11 protein-coding genes are annotated in these 15,369 nt (G+C 74.3%); 9 read left to right on the top strand and 2 right to left on the bottom strand.

Annotated features, from left to right (window positions below; genetic code table 11):
- Window positions 1-341: 341 nt before the first annotated feature.
- Window positions 342-2,756 (bottom strand): endopeptidase La, encoded by a 2,415-nt coding sequence (lon, locus tag ACFYYR_RS30455; protein WP_388860721.1) that lies wholly within the window; start codon window positions 2,754-2,756, stop codon window positions 342-344.
- 286 nt (window positions 2,757-3,042) lie between these two features.
- Between lon and ACFYYR_RS30450 the strand changes: the two genes are divergently transcribed.
- From ACFYYR_RS30450 to ACFYYR_RS30430, 5 genes are all read left to right on the top strand, one after another.
- Entirely contained in the window at window positions 3,043-3,630 is a 588-nt protein-coding gene (locus ACFYYR_RS30450; RefSeq protein ID WP_388860718.1) for an RNA polymerase sigma factor, read from the top strand.
- Window positions 3,627-4,529, top strand: a complete 903-nt coding sequence (locus ACFYYR_RS30445) for a zf-HC2 domain-containing protein (protein WP_388860715.1) — start codon at window positions 3,627-3,629, stop codon at window positions 4,527-4,529. Before ACFYYR_RS30450 ends, ACFYYR_RS30445 begins: the two co-directional genes overlap by 4 nt.
- The gene (locus tag ACFYYR_RS30440; RefSeq protein WP_388860713.1) at window positions 4,526-5,374 is read left to right on the top strand and encodes an ABC transporter ATP-binding protein; all 849 of its coding nucleotides are present in this window, start codon (window positions 4,526-4,528) and stop codon (window positions 5,372-5,374) included. Before ACFYYR_RS30445 ends, ACFYYR_RS30440 begins: the two co-directional genes overlap by 4 nt.
- A gap of 137 nt (window positions 5,375-5,511) precedes the next feature.
- On the top strand, window positions 5,512-6,825 hold the full coding sequence (locus ACFYYR_RS30435; protein WP_388860710.1) for a hypothetical protein: 1,314 nt from the start codon (window positions 5,512-5,514) through the stop codon (window positions 6,823-6,825).
- A complete protein-coding gene (locus ACFYYR_RS30430) occupies window positions 6,822-7,436 on the top strand; it encodes a hypothetical protein (protein ID WP_388860707.1) in 615 nt (204 codons plus the stop codon). The genes ACFYYR_RS30435 and ACFYYR_RS30430 overlap by 4 nt, the downstream gene beginning before the upstream one ends.
- 42 nt (window positions 7,437-7,478) lie before the next feature.
- Here ACFYYR_RS30430 and ACFYYR_RS30425 read toward each other — a convergent pair whose 3' ends face one another.
- Window positions 7,479-8,168 (bottom strand): rhomboid-like protein, encoded by a 690-nt coding sequence (locus ACFYYR_RS30425; protein WP_388860704.1) that lies wholly within the window; start codon window positions 8,166-8,168, stop codon window positions 7,479-7,481.
- Window positions 8,169-8,558: 390 nt separating this feature from the next.
- On the opposite strand from ACFYYR_RS30425, the gene ACFYYR_RS30420 reads away from it, so the two are divergent.
- From ACFYYR_RS30420 to ACFYYR_RS30405, 4 genes are all read left to right on the top strand, one after another.
- Entirely contained in the window at window positions 8,559-9,272 is a 714-nt protein-coding gene (locus ACFYYR_RS30420; protein WP_388860701.1) for a spermidine synthase, read from the top strand.
- Between the two features lie 85 nt (window positions 9,273-9,357).
- Window positions 9,358-10,107 carry a response regulator transcription factor gene (locus tag ACFYYR_RS30415; protein WP_388860698.1) on the top strand — a complete coding sequence of 250 codons (750 nt, stop codon included), beginning with the start codon at window positions 9,358-9,360 and terminating at the stop codon, window positions 10,105-10,107.
- Window positions 10,104-11,216 (top strand): ATP-binding protein, encoded by a 1,113-nt coding sequence (locus ACFYYR_RS30410; RefSeq protein WP_388860693.1) that lies wholly within the window; start codon window positions 10,104-10,106, stop codon window positions 11,214-11,216. The genes ACFYYR_RS30415 and ACFYYR_RS30410 overlap by 4 nt, the downstream gene beginning before the upstream one ends.
- Window positions 11,217-11,560: 344 nt before the next feature.
- Entirely contained in the window at window positions 11,561-15,361 is a 3,801-nt protein-coding gene (locus tag ACFYYR_RS30405) for a multifunctional oxoglutarate decarboxylase/oxoglutarate dehydrogenase thiamine pyrophosphate-binding subunit/dihydrolipoyllysine-residue succinyltransferase subunit (RefSeq protein WP_388860690.1), read from the top strand.
- Window positions 15,362-15,369: the final 8 nt, after the last annotated feature.

Raw genomic sequence — 15,369 nt, 5'->3', positions numbered from 1 at the left:
CAGCGCATCTGGACCGACTACGCCAACGACGTCGCGTAGCGGCACCGGGCCGGGCCCGCACCGACGCCGGAAGGGCGCGGGGCCCCGGGGGGGGGCGGCCCGTCCGCTAGTGCGCGGGGCGGGGGTTGGCCCCCTGTAGGTGGGGGGGGGGGGCGGCCCCGGGGGCGGGGGGGGGGGGGGGGGGGGGGGGGGGGGGGGCGGGGGGGGGGGGGGGGGGGGCCCCCCCCCGGGGGGGGCGGGGGGGCGGGGGGCCCCCCCCCCCCCCCCCCCGCCGCGGTGGTGGTGGTCGTGGTGGTCGTGGTGGTCGTGGTTGCGGAGGTGACTGTGCCGGTCCGCAGCCGTTACGCGGCCGCCCGCACCGGGGCCGCCGTGGACTCCAGGGCCAGCTCCATGACCTGACGGACATCGGAGACGGGGTGGACGTCCAGCTTCTCCAGGATCTCGGCGGGCACCTCGTCGAGGTCGGCCTCGTTCCGCTTGGGGATCACCACGGTGGTGACGCCCGCCCGGTGCGCGGCCAACAGCTTCTGCTTCACGCCGCCGATGGGCAACACCCGTCCGGTCAGCGACACCTCGCCGGTCATCGCCACGTCGTCGCGGACCCGGCGGCCGGACAGCAGCGAGGCGAGCGCGGTGGTCATGGTGATGCCCGCGCTCGGCCCGTCCTTGGGCACGGCACCGGCCGGGACGTGCAGGTGCACGCCCCGCTCCTTCAGGTCGCCGACGGGGAATTCCAGCTCCGCACCGTGCGAGCGCAGGAAGGAGAGCGCGATCTGCGCCGACTCCTTCATGACGTCGCCGAGCTGCCCGGTCAGCGTCAGTCCGCTGCCCCCGGTCTCCGGGTCGGCGAGCGAGGCCTCGACGAAGAGGACGTCGCCGCCCGCCCCGGTCACCGCGAGTCCGGTCGCCACACCCGGCACCGCGGTGCGCCGCTCGCCCGGGTCCTGGGCGGACTCCGGCACGTGGTGCGGGCGTCCGACGAGCGGCCGCAGGCCGTCCGGGCCGACGGTCAGCGGCAGTTCCTGCTCGCCGAGCTCGTGCCGGGCCGCGACCTTGCGCAGCAGCCGGGCGACGGCCCGCTCCAGGTTCCGCACGCCCGCCTCGCGGGTGTACTCCCCCGCCAGCCGGCGCAGCGCCTCGTCCTCCAGGACCACCTCGCCGGGCTCCAGGCCCGCCCGCTCCAGCTGGCGCGGGAGCAGGTGGTCGCGGGCGATGACGACCTTCTCGTCCTCGGTGTAGCCGTCCAGCCGGACCAGTTCCATCCGGTCGAGCAGCGCCTCCGGGATCGCCTCCAGGACGTTGGCGGTGGCCAGGAAGACGACGTCCGACAGGTCGAGCTCGACCTCCAGGTAGTGGTCCCGGAAGGTGTGGTTCTGGGCCGGGTCGAGGACTTCGAGCAGGGCGGCGGCCGGGTCGCCCCGGAAGTCGGACCCCACCTTGTCGATCTCGTCGAGCAGCACCACCGGGTTCATGGACCCGGCCTCCTTCACGGCGCGGACGATCCGGCCGGGCAGCGCGCCGACGTAGGTGCGCCGGTGGCCGCGGATCTCCGCCTCGTCCCGGACGCCGCCGAGCGCGACGCGGACGAACTTCCGGCCCATCGCGCGGGCGACACTTTCCCCGAGCGAGGTCTTTCCGACGCCGGGAGGCCCGACGAGGGCGAGGACGGCACCGCCGCGGCGGCCGCCGACGACGCCCAGCCCGCGGTCGGTGCGCCGCTTGCGCACGGCCAGGTACTCGGTGATGCGCTCCTTCACATCGTCGAGGCCGGCGTGGTCGGCGTCGAGGACGGCCTTGGCGCCGGGTATGTCGTACGCGTCCTCGGTCCGCTCGTTCCACGGCAGTTCCAGCACGGTGTCGAGCCAGGTGCGGATCCAGCTGCCCTCGGGGCTCTGGTCGGAGGACCGCTCCAGCTTGTCGACCTCCTTGAGGGCCGCTTCGCGCACCTTCTCCGGGAGGTCGGCGGCCTCGACCCGGGCCCGGTAGTCGTCGGACTCGTCGTCCGGGTCGCCGCTCAGCTCGGAGAGCTCCTTGCGGACGGCCTCCAGCTGACGCCGCAGCAGGAACTCCCGCTGCTGCCTGTCGACGCCCTCCTGGACGTCCTTGGCGATGGACTCGGCGACGTCCTGCTCGGCGAGGTGCTCGCCGAGCCAGCCGACGGCCAGCCGGAGGCGGGCCACCGGGTCGGTGGTCTCCAGCAGCTGCACCCGCTGCTGCACGGTGAGGAACGGCGAGTAGCCGGCGTTGTCGGCGAGCTGGGACACGTCGTCGATCTGCTGCACCCGGTCCACGACCTGCCAGGCGCCGCGCTTGCGCAGCCAGCTGGTGGCGAGGGCCTTGTACTCCTTCATCAGCTCGGTGACGGAGCCCGGCAGCCCCTCGCCGTCGGGGCCGGTGGGGGTGACCTCCTCGACCCGGGTGCCCTCGATCCAGAGGGCGGCGCCGGGCCCGGTGGTCCCGGCCCCCACGCGCACCCGGCCGACGCCGCGGATGAGCGCGCCGGGGTCGCCGTCGGAGAGCCGGCCGACCTGTTCGACGGCGCCGAGGGTGCCGATCCCGGCATAGGTGCCGTCGACCCGTGGGACCAGCAGCACCCGCGGTTTGCCGCCCCCGGACCGCGCGGCGGCCTGCGCGGCCTCCACCGCGGCCCGCACCTCGGTGTCGGACAGGTCCAGCGGCACCACCATTCCGGGCAGCACGACCTCGTCGTCGAGCGGCAGCACGGGCAGGGTGAGCGGTGTGGACGTCGAAGCCATGATCTCCCCTTCGGCATTCAAGTTGAGCGCTAATGACTCAATGCCGGGCGGGGTCGGGATGTTCCCCCGGCGGCGTTCGCTGTGAGCGATCGGTCACCGGGGAGAGCGAAGCGGAAGGGTCCTGACCGCCCGGTACAGGTGTGAGCAGGGCTTTCGGGTGACCGGGTCGCGAGGAGCGGGTTCCGGGACGGCCCGCCGGGAGGGCTCGGCCGCCGCCGGACCCCGGCCGCCGTGAACCGGCCTGGACGCGCCGGGCGATAGACATCCCGTGAGACGGTTCGGGCCCATGGGGGCAGAGCGGGGTGACGCGGAGCTGCTGCGCGCCGTCGCCCGGGGGGATGCCGAGGCGCTGGCCGCGCTGTACGACCGGCACGCGGGATGGCTCCAGGCGCGGCTCTCCCGGCGGTGCGCCGATCCGGAGACCGTGCGGGAGGTGCTGCAGGACACCTTTGTGACGGTCTGGCAGTCGGCCGGTTCGCACCGCGGCACCGAAGCGGGCGGCTGGCTCTGGGTGATCGCGGCCCGCCGGCTGGTGGACGCCCGGCGCAGCCAGGTCCGCGCGGCCGAGGTGCACGCCGCCCACGCCCGGCGGGAACCGGACGGCGCCCGGGCCGCGGCACCGTCCGCCGAGGAACGGGTGCTGGCCGGCCTGGAGTACGGCGATGTGGGCACCGCTCTCGACCGTCTCTCCCCGGAGCTGCGCGAGGTCCTGCGCGCCACCGTCGTCGACGGCCTCAGCACCCGGGAGACCGCGCGGCTGCTGGGCATTCCGGAAGGCACCGTCAAGACCCGCGCGATGCGGGCCCGCCGGGAGCTGCGCAGCGCGCTCGCCCGGCTGGACGCCTCGCCCGACGCACTGGGAGGCACCGTATGAACCGCCGCGCCGCCGACTGGCACGTCCCCCCCGAGCACGCCCGCACCTACGCCGCGGGAACCCTGCCCGAGACCGAGGCCTGGTCGCTGGAGAAGCATGTCGAGTCCTGCACGGGGTGCGCCGCGCGCGTCTCGGACGCCGTCCGGGCGGGCACGGCCGGGCCGGTGCTCGCCGAGGTGCGGGAGGCGCTGCTGACGACGGTCGTGGCGGAGGCATCCGGCGGAGCGGCGGCCGCCGGCCGCCGGCACCGGGGCGCACTCGGCCGGATCGGCTGGGCAGCGGGCCCCGCCCTGCGCGGCCCCTGGCTCGCGTCGCTCCTCTTCACCGCCGCAGTCGCCGTGACCACCGCACACCTCGCGGGGTACACCGGGGCGCGTCCGTTGCTGCTGGCGCTCGCACCGGTGCTGCCGCTCGCCGGGGTGGCCGCCTCGTACGGCCGGAGCTCCGACCCGCTCCACGAGCTGATCGCCGCCACCCCGTCCGGGGGGCTGCGGCTGCTGCTGACCCGCACGGCGGCGGTCCTCGCGGTGAGCGTGCCACTGCTGACACTCACCGGGCTGCTGCTTCCCGGCGCGCCCGGGGTTCCAGGAGCGGCGGCCTGGCTGCTGCCGGGACTCGCCCTCACCCTGGCGGCTCTCGCCCTCGGCTCCCTCACCGGCTGCCGGAACGCCGCTGCGGGCATCGGCAGTGGCTGGCTGCTGGCCGTGGCCGGACACGCGCTGGCCGCGCGGCCCGGGGGCGACGGGATCGCGGCACCACCGGCCGACGCCCTCACCGAGACCCTGAACAGCGCGTTCTCCGGGGCCGTCGCGCAGGGTTCCTGGGCCGCGGCGGCCGCGGTCTGCGCCGGTCTGCTCGTCCTGCGCCGCGCCTCCTTCGACCACCTGGAGCGTCCGTGACCACTGTTTCGATCCGCGGGCTGACGGTGCGTCACCGTCGGACCACCGCGCTCGACGCCGTCGACCTGGGCTTCGGACCGGGCGTCCACGGACTGCTCGGGCCCAATGGCGCGGGCAAGACCTCCCTCATCCGGGTGCTGGCGACCGTCGCCGCCCCGGCCTCCGGAGCGGTGGACCTGCTGAACCGCCCCGTGTCGGCCACGGGCCGCCCGGGTCACGCGGCCCGCACGGAGGTCCGGCGCCGTCTCGGCTATCTCCCCCAGGACTTCGGCTTCTATCCGGGGTTCACGGTGCGCGAGTTCGTGGCGTACGTGGCGTGGCTCAAGGAGATGCCCGGAGAACGGACGGCGTCCGCGGTCGAGCGGGCCGTGGCCCGGGTCGGCCTGACGAGCCGCCTCGACGCGAAGGTCCGCTCCCTGTCGGGAGGCATGGTCCGGCGGGTCGGCATCGCCCAGGCGATCGTCAACGATCCGGAACTGCTGCTCTTCGACGAACCGACGGCTGGTCTCGACCCGGAACAGCGGATGGAGTTCCGGTCCCTGCTCCGGGAACTGGGCACCACCGCGACCGTGATCGTCTCCACCCACCTGGTGGAGGACGTGGCCGCCGCGTGCACGGAGGTGACCCTTCTGGAGGCGGGGCGGGTGGCCTACCGCGGCACTCCGCAGAGCCTGGCCGCCCTGGGCCGCGGCGCACCCGGCGACGACACGGCCGGCAACGCCATCGAGCGCGGCTACTCGGCCGCGCTGCGCGGCCACCGGGCCGCCGGAACCGCGGCCGGGGCAGCGGCAACGGCAGGACCGGCGACCGCCACGGGAACAGCGGGAACGGGGGCGGGCCGATGACCGCGCCCGACGGAGGCACACCCCCTCCCTCTCTTCCTCCTCTTCCTCCGGGGCCGGTTCTCTCCGGCCCGGCGGCTCCGGCCGCGTCCGGTTCTCCGGCCGCGGACCCGACCGGCACCGCCGCGCAGGACGTGCCGGTGGCACCCGCCGTACAGGGGTCGGCGGGCGGCACCGGCCGGACGACGCCCCGTGGAGGGGACGCCGCCGGGTGGGGGCACCGGCGCGCGCACCCGCTCCGCAGTGAGCTGCTCCGCGGCATCGGCCCCCTCAGCGGGGCCGTCGTGGCCGGTACCGTCGCGATCGCCATGGCCGCGAAGGCCCCCGAGTGGCGGACCGGCTGGGCGGACACCACCGGCCTGCTCCGGACGGTCTCCCTCCTGCTGTGCGGCCCGGTGGTGATCGCGGCAGGGGCCTGGCAGGGCGGCCGCGAGCACCGGCGCCGGACCGGGGAGCTGCGGGCCTCGTTCCCGCGTGCACCGCTGCGTCACGTCCTGACGGCGTACGCGCCGGCGGCGCTGTGGCCGGTGGCCGGTTATCTGCCGGCGGCGGCGGGCTGTCTGACGGTCACCTGGCTGCACGCTCCCGCCGGCCGCCCGTTCGGGTCCCTGTTGGCCGCGGACGCGGTGGCCCTCGCCTCGCTCGGGGCCCTGGGGTTCGCGGCGGGCCGGGCCGTCCGGTGGCGGCTGCTGCCGCCGCTGCTGGCGCTCGCCGCGTATCTCGCCCTGGCCGTTCCGGACTACTCCCTGTCGTCCGCCCGCCTGCTGAGCCCGGCGGAGCAGGCGTACAGCCTGTGGCAGCAGCCCGTGTGGTGGTTCGGACCGGCCATGATGCTGTGGACCGGCGGCCTGGCCGCGACAGCGCTGCTGCTCACCGCCCGCCACCGGGCCTGCGCGCTGCTGCCGCTCACGCTCGCGGTCACCGCGGCGGCCATGGTGGTGCAGACCGGGGACGGTGTGTGGCGGCCCGACCCGGCGACCGCGACGGCGGTCTGCGACAGCGGCGTCCCCGACGTCTGCGTGACCCGCGCCCACCGACGGCTGCTGCCACAGGTCTCGGCGGCGCTGGCCGGCGCCGGCGAGAAGCTCCGCGGTGTGCCGAACGCGCCCCGCCGGTTCGTGGAACGGCCCGGCCCGCCGCGCCCCGGCGAGCTGCCGCTGGACCTGTCCTCCGGCTCGGCCCCGAGCCGGACCTTCGCCCGGGACACGCTCTCCCAGGCCGTCCGGCCGGACTGCGATGCCTACTGGGACGACGAGCGGTTCATGACGCTCTCGGAGGGGGTCCTCCAGTGGCTCGCGCCCGGCCGGACCGCCGATACCGGCGTGCCCCCGCGGAGAACCACCGCTCTGCGGAGCCGGCTGAGCGCCCTGCCGGAGAGGGAACGGACGGCCTGGCTCGGCCGGTACTTCGCCGCGGCCCGGACCTGCCGCCTCGACGCGGTGCGGGCGCCGTGACCCTCACGCCCTTCGCGCTGTACGCCCGGTCCCGCGGCCTGGCCGGCGCGCTGGCCGCGCTCCTGGCCGGCGCCGCTCTCTCCGCGTGGAGCGCGCACTGGCTGCAGGACCGGCCGGAGTTCGACCACACCGCGCGGGTCCCGGTGGTCGTCCTCGGCCCGCTGCTGGCCGCGGCGGCCGTCGGAACGAGCCTGCACAGCCACACCGACGAACTGGACCGGACAGCCGTACGCCCCTGGTGGCGGCGGCGCCTCCGGCATCTGCTGGGGCTGACGGTCCTCGCCGGTCTGCTGCTCGCCCTGTCCGTACCGGGCCACCCGGAGGCGTTCGGAGCCCCGGCGATGGTGCGCAACCTCCTCGGCGCGGTGGGGGTGACCGCGGGCGGCGCGGTGGTCCTGGGCGCCCGCTTGAGCTGGCTGCCGATGCTGGCGTACACCAGCGCGGTGTACCTGGCGGCGCCCCGTCGGCCCGGCGGCCCCGCAGCCGTATGGGCCTGGCCCGTGCAGCCCGGCCCGCAGGTCTGGGCCTGGGTGACGGCCGGTGCGCTGTTCGCCGCGGGGGCCGCGCTCCACGCCGTGCGCGGGGCCCGCCCGGAGGCGTTCCGCGACTGACGCCCGGCGCACCGCCCGCGGGGGACGGCGTCCGCGCCCCGCCTACCCGGACCCCGCTTCCCCACTGGCCCCCGCCCCGCGCGGCGCCCCCGTCCCCCGCTTCCCCGACGCCCGGGCCGCCGCCTCCCGCCGCTCCTTCTCCCACCCGCGCACCACCGGCCAGCAGGCGACCCCGGTCAGCAGGGCCAGCAGGTGTCCCCAGTTGCTGAGCGGGCTGGCGAGTTCGGCCAGGTCCTGGGCGAGGGCCACCCCGGCGACGCCCAGCACGGCCCAGCGGAGCCGGGGCGGCAGGAGTCCGGCGAGCGCGCCGAGGCCGCCCAGCACGCCGAAGCTGATGCCGTAGTCGAGCCGGTGGAGCGAGCTCGCCGGGAGCCGGCCCGCGGCGACCGCGAAGGCGACCGGCACCTCGGTGAGCAGGGTCGCCAGGACGTGGCCGAGGAGGAAGACGGCCGCGGTGCGCGGCGCGCCGAGCCGTCGCTCCAGCGCGGCGAGCACGAGCAGGAAGCAGGCCGGGTACGGGGAGAGCGCCGGGCCCGCGATCCACAGCGCGCTGGCGACGAGGACCAGGAGCGGGTGGTGCGCCAGATGCTCGACGTCGGTGCTGGACTCCCGGAGCAGCCGGTGGACCAGGTCCGGGTCGGCCCGGTCCGCGAAGAGCGAGGTGCCGGTGAGCAGCAGGGCGTAGCAGAAGGTGAAAGGGGTGCCCGTCGGCGTCGGCAGCCACCGCCCCACCCGGCCCGCGGACGGCCACCCCGGCAACGGCGGCCGGCGCCCCCATCGCTCCGCCGAGAGCCGCCCCCTCCGGTCCGCGGGCGCCCGGCACAGCAGCCGGCGCCCCGTCCGGGCCGCGTCCGGGCCGGCCGGGGTGCTCGCATCCGCCGGGCTCGTCCGCTCCCGGTCGAAGCCCCCGCACCTCACGTCTATGAGATACCTCACTCCGGGCAACCGGGCCGCGGCGAAAACCGTCCGCCCCCGACGCCACCGGGCCGCTCGCTACGCTGATGGGTGCATCCGGGTGACCCGGCGGCGTGCGCGGCGCCGGGCGGGTCCGGGCGGCGGGCCGGCCCGCCGGTCCGGGAGGCCCGGTGCCGACCGGCCCGCAGCGAGAGGAATCCGTCAGCCATGCCCCTGCCGATCCCGACGACACCGACCGAGGGCGACTCCGGGCCGGTCACGGTCGACCGCCGGGAGGGTCCGTACGGCGAGGTGGTGCTGCGGCGCCGCGGCGGCCACTTCGAGATCATCGCCAACGGCTGCTTCCTGATGGACACCTCCGACGGACGCTCCGAACGGCTGCTGATCGACGCCGCGCTGGCCGCGCTGCCCGACGACCGCCCGTCGCCCACGGTGCTCATCGGAGGCCTCGGGGTGGGATTCTCCCTGGTCAGGGCCGCCGAGGAGCCCCGCTGGGGGCGCATCCGGGTCGTCGAGCGCGAGCCGGCGGTGATCGACTGGCACCGCGCGGGGCCGCTGGCGCGGATCTCCGCGCCGGCGCTCGCGGACCCGCGCACCGAGATCCTCCGCGCCGACCTCGTCGGCCATGTGCACGGCACCGACGGGCCCGCCGACCGGTACGACGCGCTGTGCCTGGACATCGACAACGGGCCCGACTGGACGGTCACCGAGGACAACGGCGGTCTCTACGGGCCGGCGGGCCTGGCGGCCTGCCGGGAGCGCCTGACGCCGGGCGGGGTGCTCGCGGTGTGGTCGGCGCAGCCCTCCGCGGCGTTCGAGGACGCGTTGCGCAATGCCGGGTTCGTGGATGTACGGACCGAAGAGATCCCGGTTGCCCGAGGCGTCCCCGACGCCGTCCACCTCGCGATTCGCCCTGCGTAGCCGAGGAACGCACGCTGCCCGTACCCTGCTCCAAGCAGCGACCGGGGCCGGTACGGCACGGGGAAACCTCGCAGGGGCAGGGACGATGGAGCAGACACACAACGGCGCGCTCGGCGGCGCGGCGCCCACTCCGGGCGCCCAGCGCCGCATCCTCGTGGTCGAGGATGATGCGACCATCGTGGACGCCATCGCGGTCCGGCTGCGCGCCGAGGGATTCCAGGTGCAGACGGCCATGGACGGCCCCGCCGCCGTGGACACCGCCGAGGCCTGGCAGCCCGATCTGCTGGTCCTCGACGTGATGCTGCCCGGCTTCGACGGGCTGGAGGTGTGCCGCCGGGTGCAGGCGGCACGGCCGGTGCCGGTGCTCATGCTCACCGCCCGGGACGACGAGACCGACATGCTGGTGGGCCTCGGGGTCGGCGCGGACGACTACATGACGAAGCCTTTCTCCATGCGGGAGCTGGCCGCCCGGGTGCACGTCCTGCTGCGCCGGGTGGAGCGGGCCACGCAGGCCGCGACCACCCCGCGGACCGGGATCCTGCGCTTCGGCGAGCTGGAGATCGACCACGCGCAGCGCCGGGTGCGGGTCCGGGGCGAGGACGTGCACCTCACCCCGACCGAGTTCGACCTGCTGGTGTGCCTGGCCAACACGCCGCGCGCGGTGCTCTCCCGGGAGCAGCTGCTGGCCGAGGTGTGGGACTGGGCGGACGCCTCCGGCACCAGAACCGTCGACAGCCACATCAAGGCGCTGCGGCGCAAGATCGGCGCGGAGCGCATCCGCACCGTGCACGGTGTGGGCTACGCGCTCGAGACCCCGGCCGCCCCGGCGCCGTGAACAGGCGCCCGCCGGACCCGACGCGGCCCGGCCCGGTGCACCGGCTGTGGGAGGCGCTGCGGCCGCTGGACCCGTACCGCTCGGTCAAGGCCGCACTGGGAGCGCTGGTCATCGCCTCGGTGACCATCACCACCCTGCTGGTCTTCGTCTCCATCCACACGGCGACCGAGCTCCGGATCGTCACCATCTTCTCGATCATCGCCACGATGCTGATCACGCAGTTCGTGGCGCACGGCCTGACCTCGCCGCTGGACGAGATGAAGACGGTCGCCCGGGCGATGGCCAACGGCGACTACACCCGGCGGGTCCGCGAGGGGCGCCGGGACGAGCTGGGCGACCTGGCGGAGACCTTCAACCACATGGCCGCCGACCTGGAGGCAGTGGACCGGCACCGCAAGGAGCTGGTCGCCAACGTCTCGCACGAGCTGCGCACCCCCATAGCGGGCCTGCGGGCGGTGCTGGAGAACGTCGTCGACGGGGTGTCCGAGGCCGATCCGGAGACGATGCGCACCGCGCTGCGCCAGACGGAGCGCCTGGGGCGGCTGGTGGAGACCCTGCTGGACCTGTCCCGGCTGGACAACGGCGTCGTCCCGCTGCGGACCCGGCGCTTCGAGGTGTGGCCGTACCTCTCGGGCGTGCTGAAGGAGGCCAGCATGGCCGCCGCCGCCCGGGGCCAGAAGCAGGCCCGGGCCGACGTCCACCTGCACCTGGACGTCACGCCGCCCGAGCTGACCGCGCACGCGGACGCGGAGCGGCTGCACCAGGTGGTGGCCAATCTGGTCGACAACGCCGTCAAGCACAGCCCGCCGCACGGCCGGGTCACCCTGCGGGCCCGGCGCGGCTCCGAGGGGCCGGGCAGCCTGGTCCTGGAGGTCCTGGACGAGGGCCCCGGCATCCCGGCGTCCGAGCGGCACCGGATCTTCGAGCGCTTCAACCGGGGCAGCGTCTCCACCCCGCACGGGCCGGGCAGCGACGGCGGTACGGGGCTGGGCCTGGCCATCGCGCGCTGGGCGGTGGACCTGCACGGCGGCAGCATCGGGGTGGCCGAATCCCCGCGCGGCTGCCGGATCCGGGTCACTCTGCCGGGCAACGCGACGACACAGGGTTGACGTAGGGTCGAACGGGAAGTGGAGGAAGCGGGGCCGATCACCGGCCCCGGGACATCCGCACCGACGGACCCGCCCGGCGGACCCGCCACGGAGGACGTGGCCGGGGCCCGGGTGCGGCTCCGCGGAAGCACCCCGTCCGGGCCCGTTGCCCGCGCCGGGTGATCAGGCGTACCCGTTCGGGCACGAACCCACGGTGTTTCCCGCCAAAACATGCGCCGAAACCCGCCGATCAGTGTGACTTGCGCGACGACTGACCGGCCCGGCCTGCAACCACGGGCCGGAGGGGCGTAGCCTTTATTTCCGCTGTCCACCACCTTAGGAAGCGGAAGAGGGCGGTTGCCGCCGTGTCGCCACAGTCCCCCAATACCTCGAGCATCTCGACAGACGAAGACGGGCAGGGGAAGAACCCCGCGGCCGCCTTCGGTCCCAACGAGTGGCTCGTCGACGAGATCTACCAGCAGTACCTCCAGGACCCGAACTCGGTCGACCGAGCCTGGTGGGACTTCTTCGCCGACTACAAGCCCGGTCAGGACACCGGTTCCGCGGTGGCCGCGCCGCCGCAGGCGAAGCCCGGGGCCCCGGTCCCGGCGCCGAAGCCGGAGGCCGCCGCCCCCGCAGCCAAGGACGCGGCCGCGCCGGCCGCTCCCCCGGCGGCGAAGCCCGCCGCCAAGCCCGCCGAGGCGAAGCCCGCCGCGCCGGCCAAGCCCGCGGACGCCAAGCCGGCCGCCAAGGCCGCCGACGCGAAGCCCGCCGCCAAGGCCGCCGCCCCGGCGCCGTCCGGAGCCGAGTTCGTGCCGCTCCGCGGCCCCTCCGCGGCCGTCGCGAAGAACATGAACGCCTCCCTGGAGCTGCCGACGGCCACGTCCGTCCGCGCGGTCCCGGTGAAGCTGCTGTTCGACAACCGCATCGTCATCAACAACCACCTCAAGCGCGCCCGCGGCGGCAAGGTGTCCTTCACGCACCTCATCGGCTACGCCATGGTGCAGGCGCTGAAGGCGATGCCGTCGATGAACCACTCCTTCGCGGAGAAGGACGGCAAGCCGACGCTGGTCAAGCCCGAGCACGTCAACCTCGGCCTCGCCATCGACCTGGTGAAGCCGAACGGTGACCGTCAGCTCGTCGTCGCGGCGATCAAGAAGGCCGAGACGCTCAACTTCTTCGAGTTCTGGCAGGCGTACGAGGACATCGTCCGCCGGGCCCGGAACAACAAGCTGACGATGGAGGACTTCACCGGGGTCACCGCGTCGCTGACCAACCCCGGCGGCATCGGCACCGTGCACTCCGTGCCGCGGCTGATGCCCGGCCAGGGCCTCATCATCGGCGTCGGCTCCATGGACTACCCGGCCGAGTTCCAGGGCACCTCGCAGGACACCCTGAACAAGCTGGGCGTCGCCAAGGTCATGACGCTGACCAGCACGTACGACCACCGGGTGATCCAGGGCGCCGCCTCCGGCGAGTTCCTGCGGATCATGAACCAGCTGCTGCTCGGCGAGAACGACTTCTTCGACGAGATCTTCAAGTCGCTGCGGATCCCGTACGAGCCGGTCCGCTGGATGCGGGACATCGACGTCACCCACGACGACGACGTCACCAAGGCCGCGCGGGTCTTCGACCTGATCCACTCCTACCGGGTCCGCGGCCACGTCATGGCCGACACCGACCCGCTGGAGTACAAGCAGCGCAAGCACCCCGACCTGGACATCGTCGAGCACGGCCTCACCCTGTGGGACCTGGAGCGCGAGTTCGCGGTCGGCGGCTTCGCCGGCAAGTCCATGCTCAAGCTGCGGGACATCCTCGGTGTGCTGCGCGACTCGTACTGCCGCACCACCGGCATCGAGTTCATGCACATCCAGGACCCGAAGCAGCGCAAGTGGATCCAGGACCGCGTGGAGCGCCCGCACACCAAGCCGGAGCGCGAGGAGCAGCTGCGGATCCTGCGCCGGCTGAACGCCGCGGAGGCCTTCGAGACCTTCCTGCAGACGAAGTACGTCGGCCAGAAGCGCTTCTCGCTGGAGGGCGGCGAGTCCGTCATCCCGCTGCTCGACGCGGTGATCGACTCGGCGGCGGAGTCCCGGCTGGACGAGGCCGTCATCGGCATGGCCCACCGCGGCCGGCTGAACGTCCTCGCCAACATCGTGGGCAAGTCGTACGCGCAGATCTTCCGGGAGTTCGAGGGCAACCTCGACCCGAAGTCGATGCACGGCTCCGGCGACGTGAAGTACCACCTGGGCGCCGAGGGCACCTTCACCGGTCTGGACGGCGAGCAGATCAAGGTCTCGCTCACCGCCAACCCCTCCCACCTGGAGGCCGTGGACCCGGTCGTCGAGGGTGTCGCCCGCGCCAAGCAGGACATCATCGGCAAGGCCGGCACGGACTTCACCGTCCTGCCGATCCAGCTCCACGGCGACGCGGCCTTCGCGGGCCAGGGCGTGGTCGCGGAGACGCTGAACATGTCGCAGCTGCGCGGCTACCGCACCGGCGGCACCGTGCACATCGTGATCAACAACCAGGTCGGCTTCACCGCCGCCCCGGCCGCGTCCCGCTCGTCGATGTACTGCACCGACGTGGCGCGGATGATCGAGGCGCCGATCTTCCACGTCAACGGCGACGACCCGGAGGCCGTGGTCCGCGTCGCGCGGCTGGCCTTCGAGTTCCGCCAGGCGTTCAACAAGGACGTCGTGATCGACCTCGTCTGCTACCGCCGCCGCGGTCACAACGAGATGGACAACCCGTCCTTCACCCAGCCGCTGATGTACGACCTGATCGACAAGAAGCGCTCGGTGCGCAAGCTCTACACCGAGTCCCTGATCGGCCGGGGCGACATCACGCTGGAGGAGGCCGAGCAGGCGCTCCAGGACTACCAGGGCCAGCTGGAGAAGGTCTTCACCGAGGTCCGGGAGGCCACGTCGGCCCCGGCTCCGGCGGAGATCCCCGAGGCCCAGCCGGAGTTCCCGGTCGCCGTGACCACCGGGATCTCCCAGGAGGTCGTCAAGCGGATCGCCGAGTCCCAGGTCACCATCCCCGAGCGGATCACCGTGCACCCGCGGCTGCTGCCGCAGCTGCAGCGCCGCGCGGCGATGGTCGAGGACGGCACGATCGACTGGGCGATGGGCGAGACCCTGGCCATCGGCTCGCTGCTGATGGAGGGCACCCCGGTCCGGCTGTCCGGCCAGGACTCCCGCCGCGGCACCTTCGGCCAGCGGCACGCGGTGCTCGTCGACCGGGAGACCGGCGACGACTACACCCCGCTGCTGTACCTGTCCGAGGACCAGGCCCGGTACAACGTCTACGACTCGCTGCTCAGCGAGTACGCGGCGATGGGCTTCGAGTACGGCTACTCGCTGGCCCGCCCGGAGGCCCTGGTGCTCTGGGAGGCGCAGTTCGGTGACTTCGTCAACGGCGCCCAGACCGTCGTGGACGAGTTCATCTCCTCGGCCGAGCAGAAGTGGGCCCAGACCTCCGGCGTCACCCTGCTGCTGCCGCACGGCTACGAGGGCCAGGGCCCGGACCACTCCTCGGCCCGGATCGAGCGCTTCCTCCAGGTCTGCGCGCAGAACAGCATGACGGTCGCGATGCCGACGCTGCCGTCGAACTACTTCCACCTGCTGCGCTGGCAGGTCCACAACCCGCACCACAAGCCGCTGGTCGTCTTCACCCCGAAGTCGATGCTCCGGCTCAAGGCGGCGGCGTCGAAGGCCGAGGAGTTCACCACCGGCGGCTTCCGCCCGGTGATCGGCGACGACACCGTCGACCCGGCCGCCGTCCGCAAGGTCGTCTTCACCTCCGGCAAGGTGTACTACGACATCGCGGCGGAGCGGGAGAAGCGCGGCGCGACGGACACCGCCATCGTCCGGCTGGAGCGGCTCTACCCGCTGCCGGGCAAGGAGCTCCAGGAGGAGATGGCGAAGTTCCCGGGCGCGGAGAAGTTCGTCTGGGCCCAGGAGGAGCCGGCGAACCAGGGTGCCTGGCCGTTCATCGCGCTCAACCTGATCGACCACCTCGATCTGGCGGTCGGCGCCGATGTGCCGCACAAGGAGCGTCTGGTCCGGGTCTCCCGGCCGCACTCCTCCTCCCCGGCCGTCGGTTCGGCCAAGCGCCACCAGGCGGAGCAGCAGGCCCTGGTCGACGAGGTCTTCGACATCTGACCCACGGC

The sequence above is a fragment of the Streptomyces sp. NPDC001922 genome, from assembly GCF_042891165.1.
Classification (GTDB): domain Bacteria; phylum Actinomycetota; class Actinomycetes; order Streptomycetales; family Streptomycetaceae; genus Streptomyces.
Note: the sequence above shows the minus strand (reverse complement) of the source record. Positions and strands in the feature narration are given on the sequence as shown.

Coding starts and splice junctions, on each gene's coding strand:
- ACFYYR_RS30415 (WP_388860698.1), top strand. CDS start 9,358: ATGGAGCAGACACACAACGGCGCGCTCGGCGGCGCGGCGCCCACTCCG.
- ACFYYR_RS30445 (WP_388860715.1), top strand. CDS start 3,627: ATGAACCGCCGCGCCGCCGACTGGCACGTCCCCCCCGAGCACGCCCGC.
- ACFYYR_RS30450 (WP_388860718.1), top strand. CDS start 3,043: ATGGGGGCAGAGCGGGGTGACGCGGAGCTGCTGCGCGCCGTCGCCCGG.
- lon (WP_388860721.1), bottom strand. CDS start 2,756: ATGGCTTCGACGTCCACACCGCTCACCCTGCCCGTGCTGCCGCTCGAC.
- ACFYYR_RS30420 (WP_388860701.1), top strand. CDS start 8,559: ATGCCCCTGCCGATCCCGACGACACCGACCGAGGGCGACTCCGGGCCG.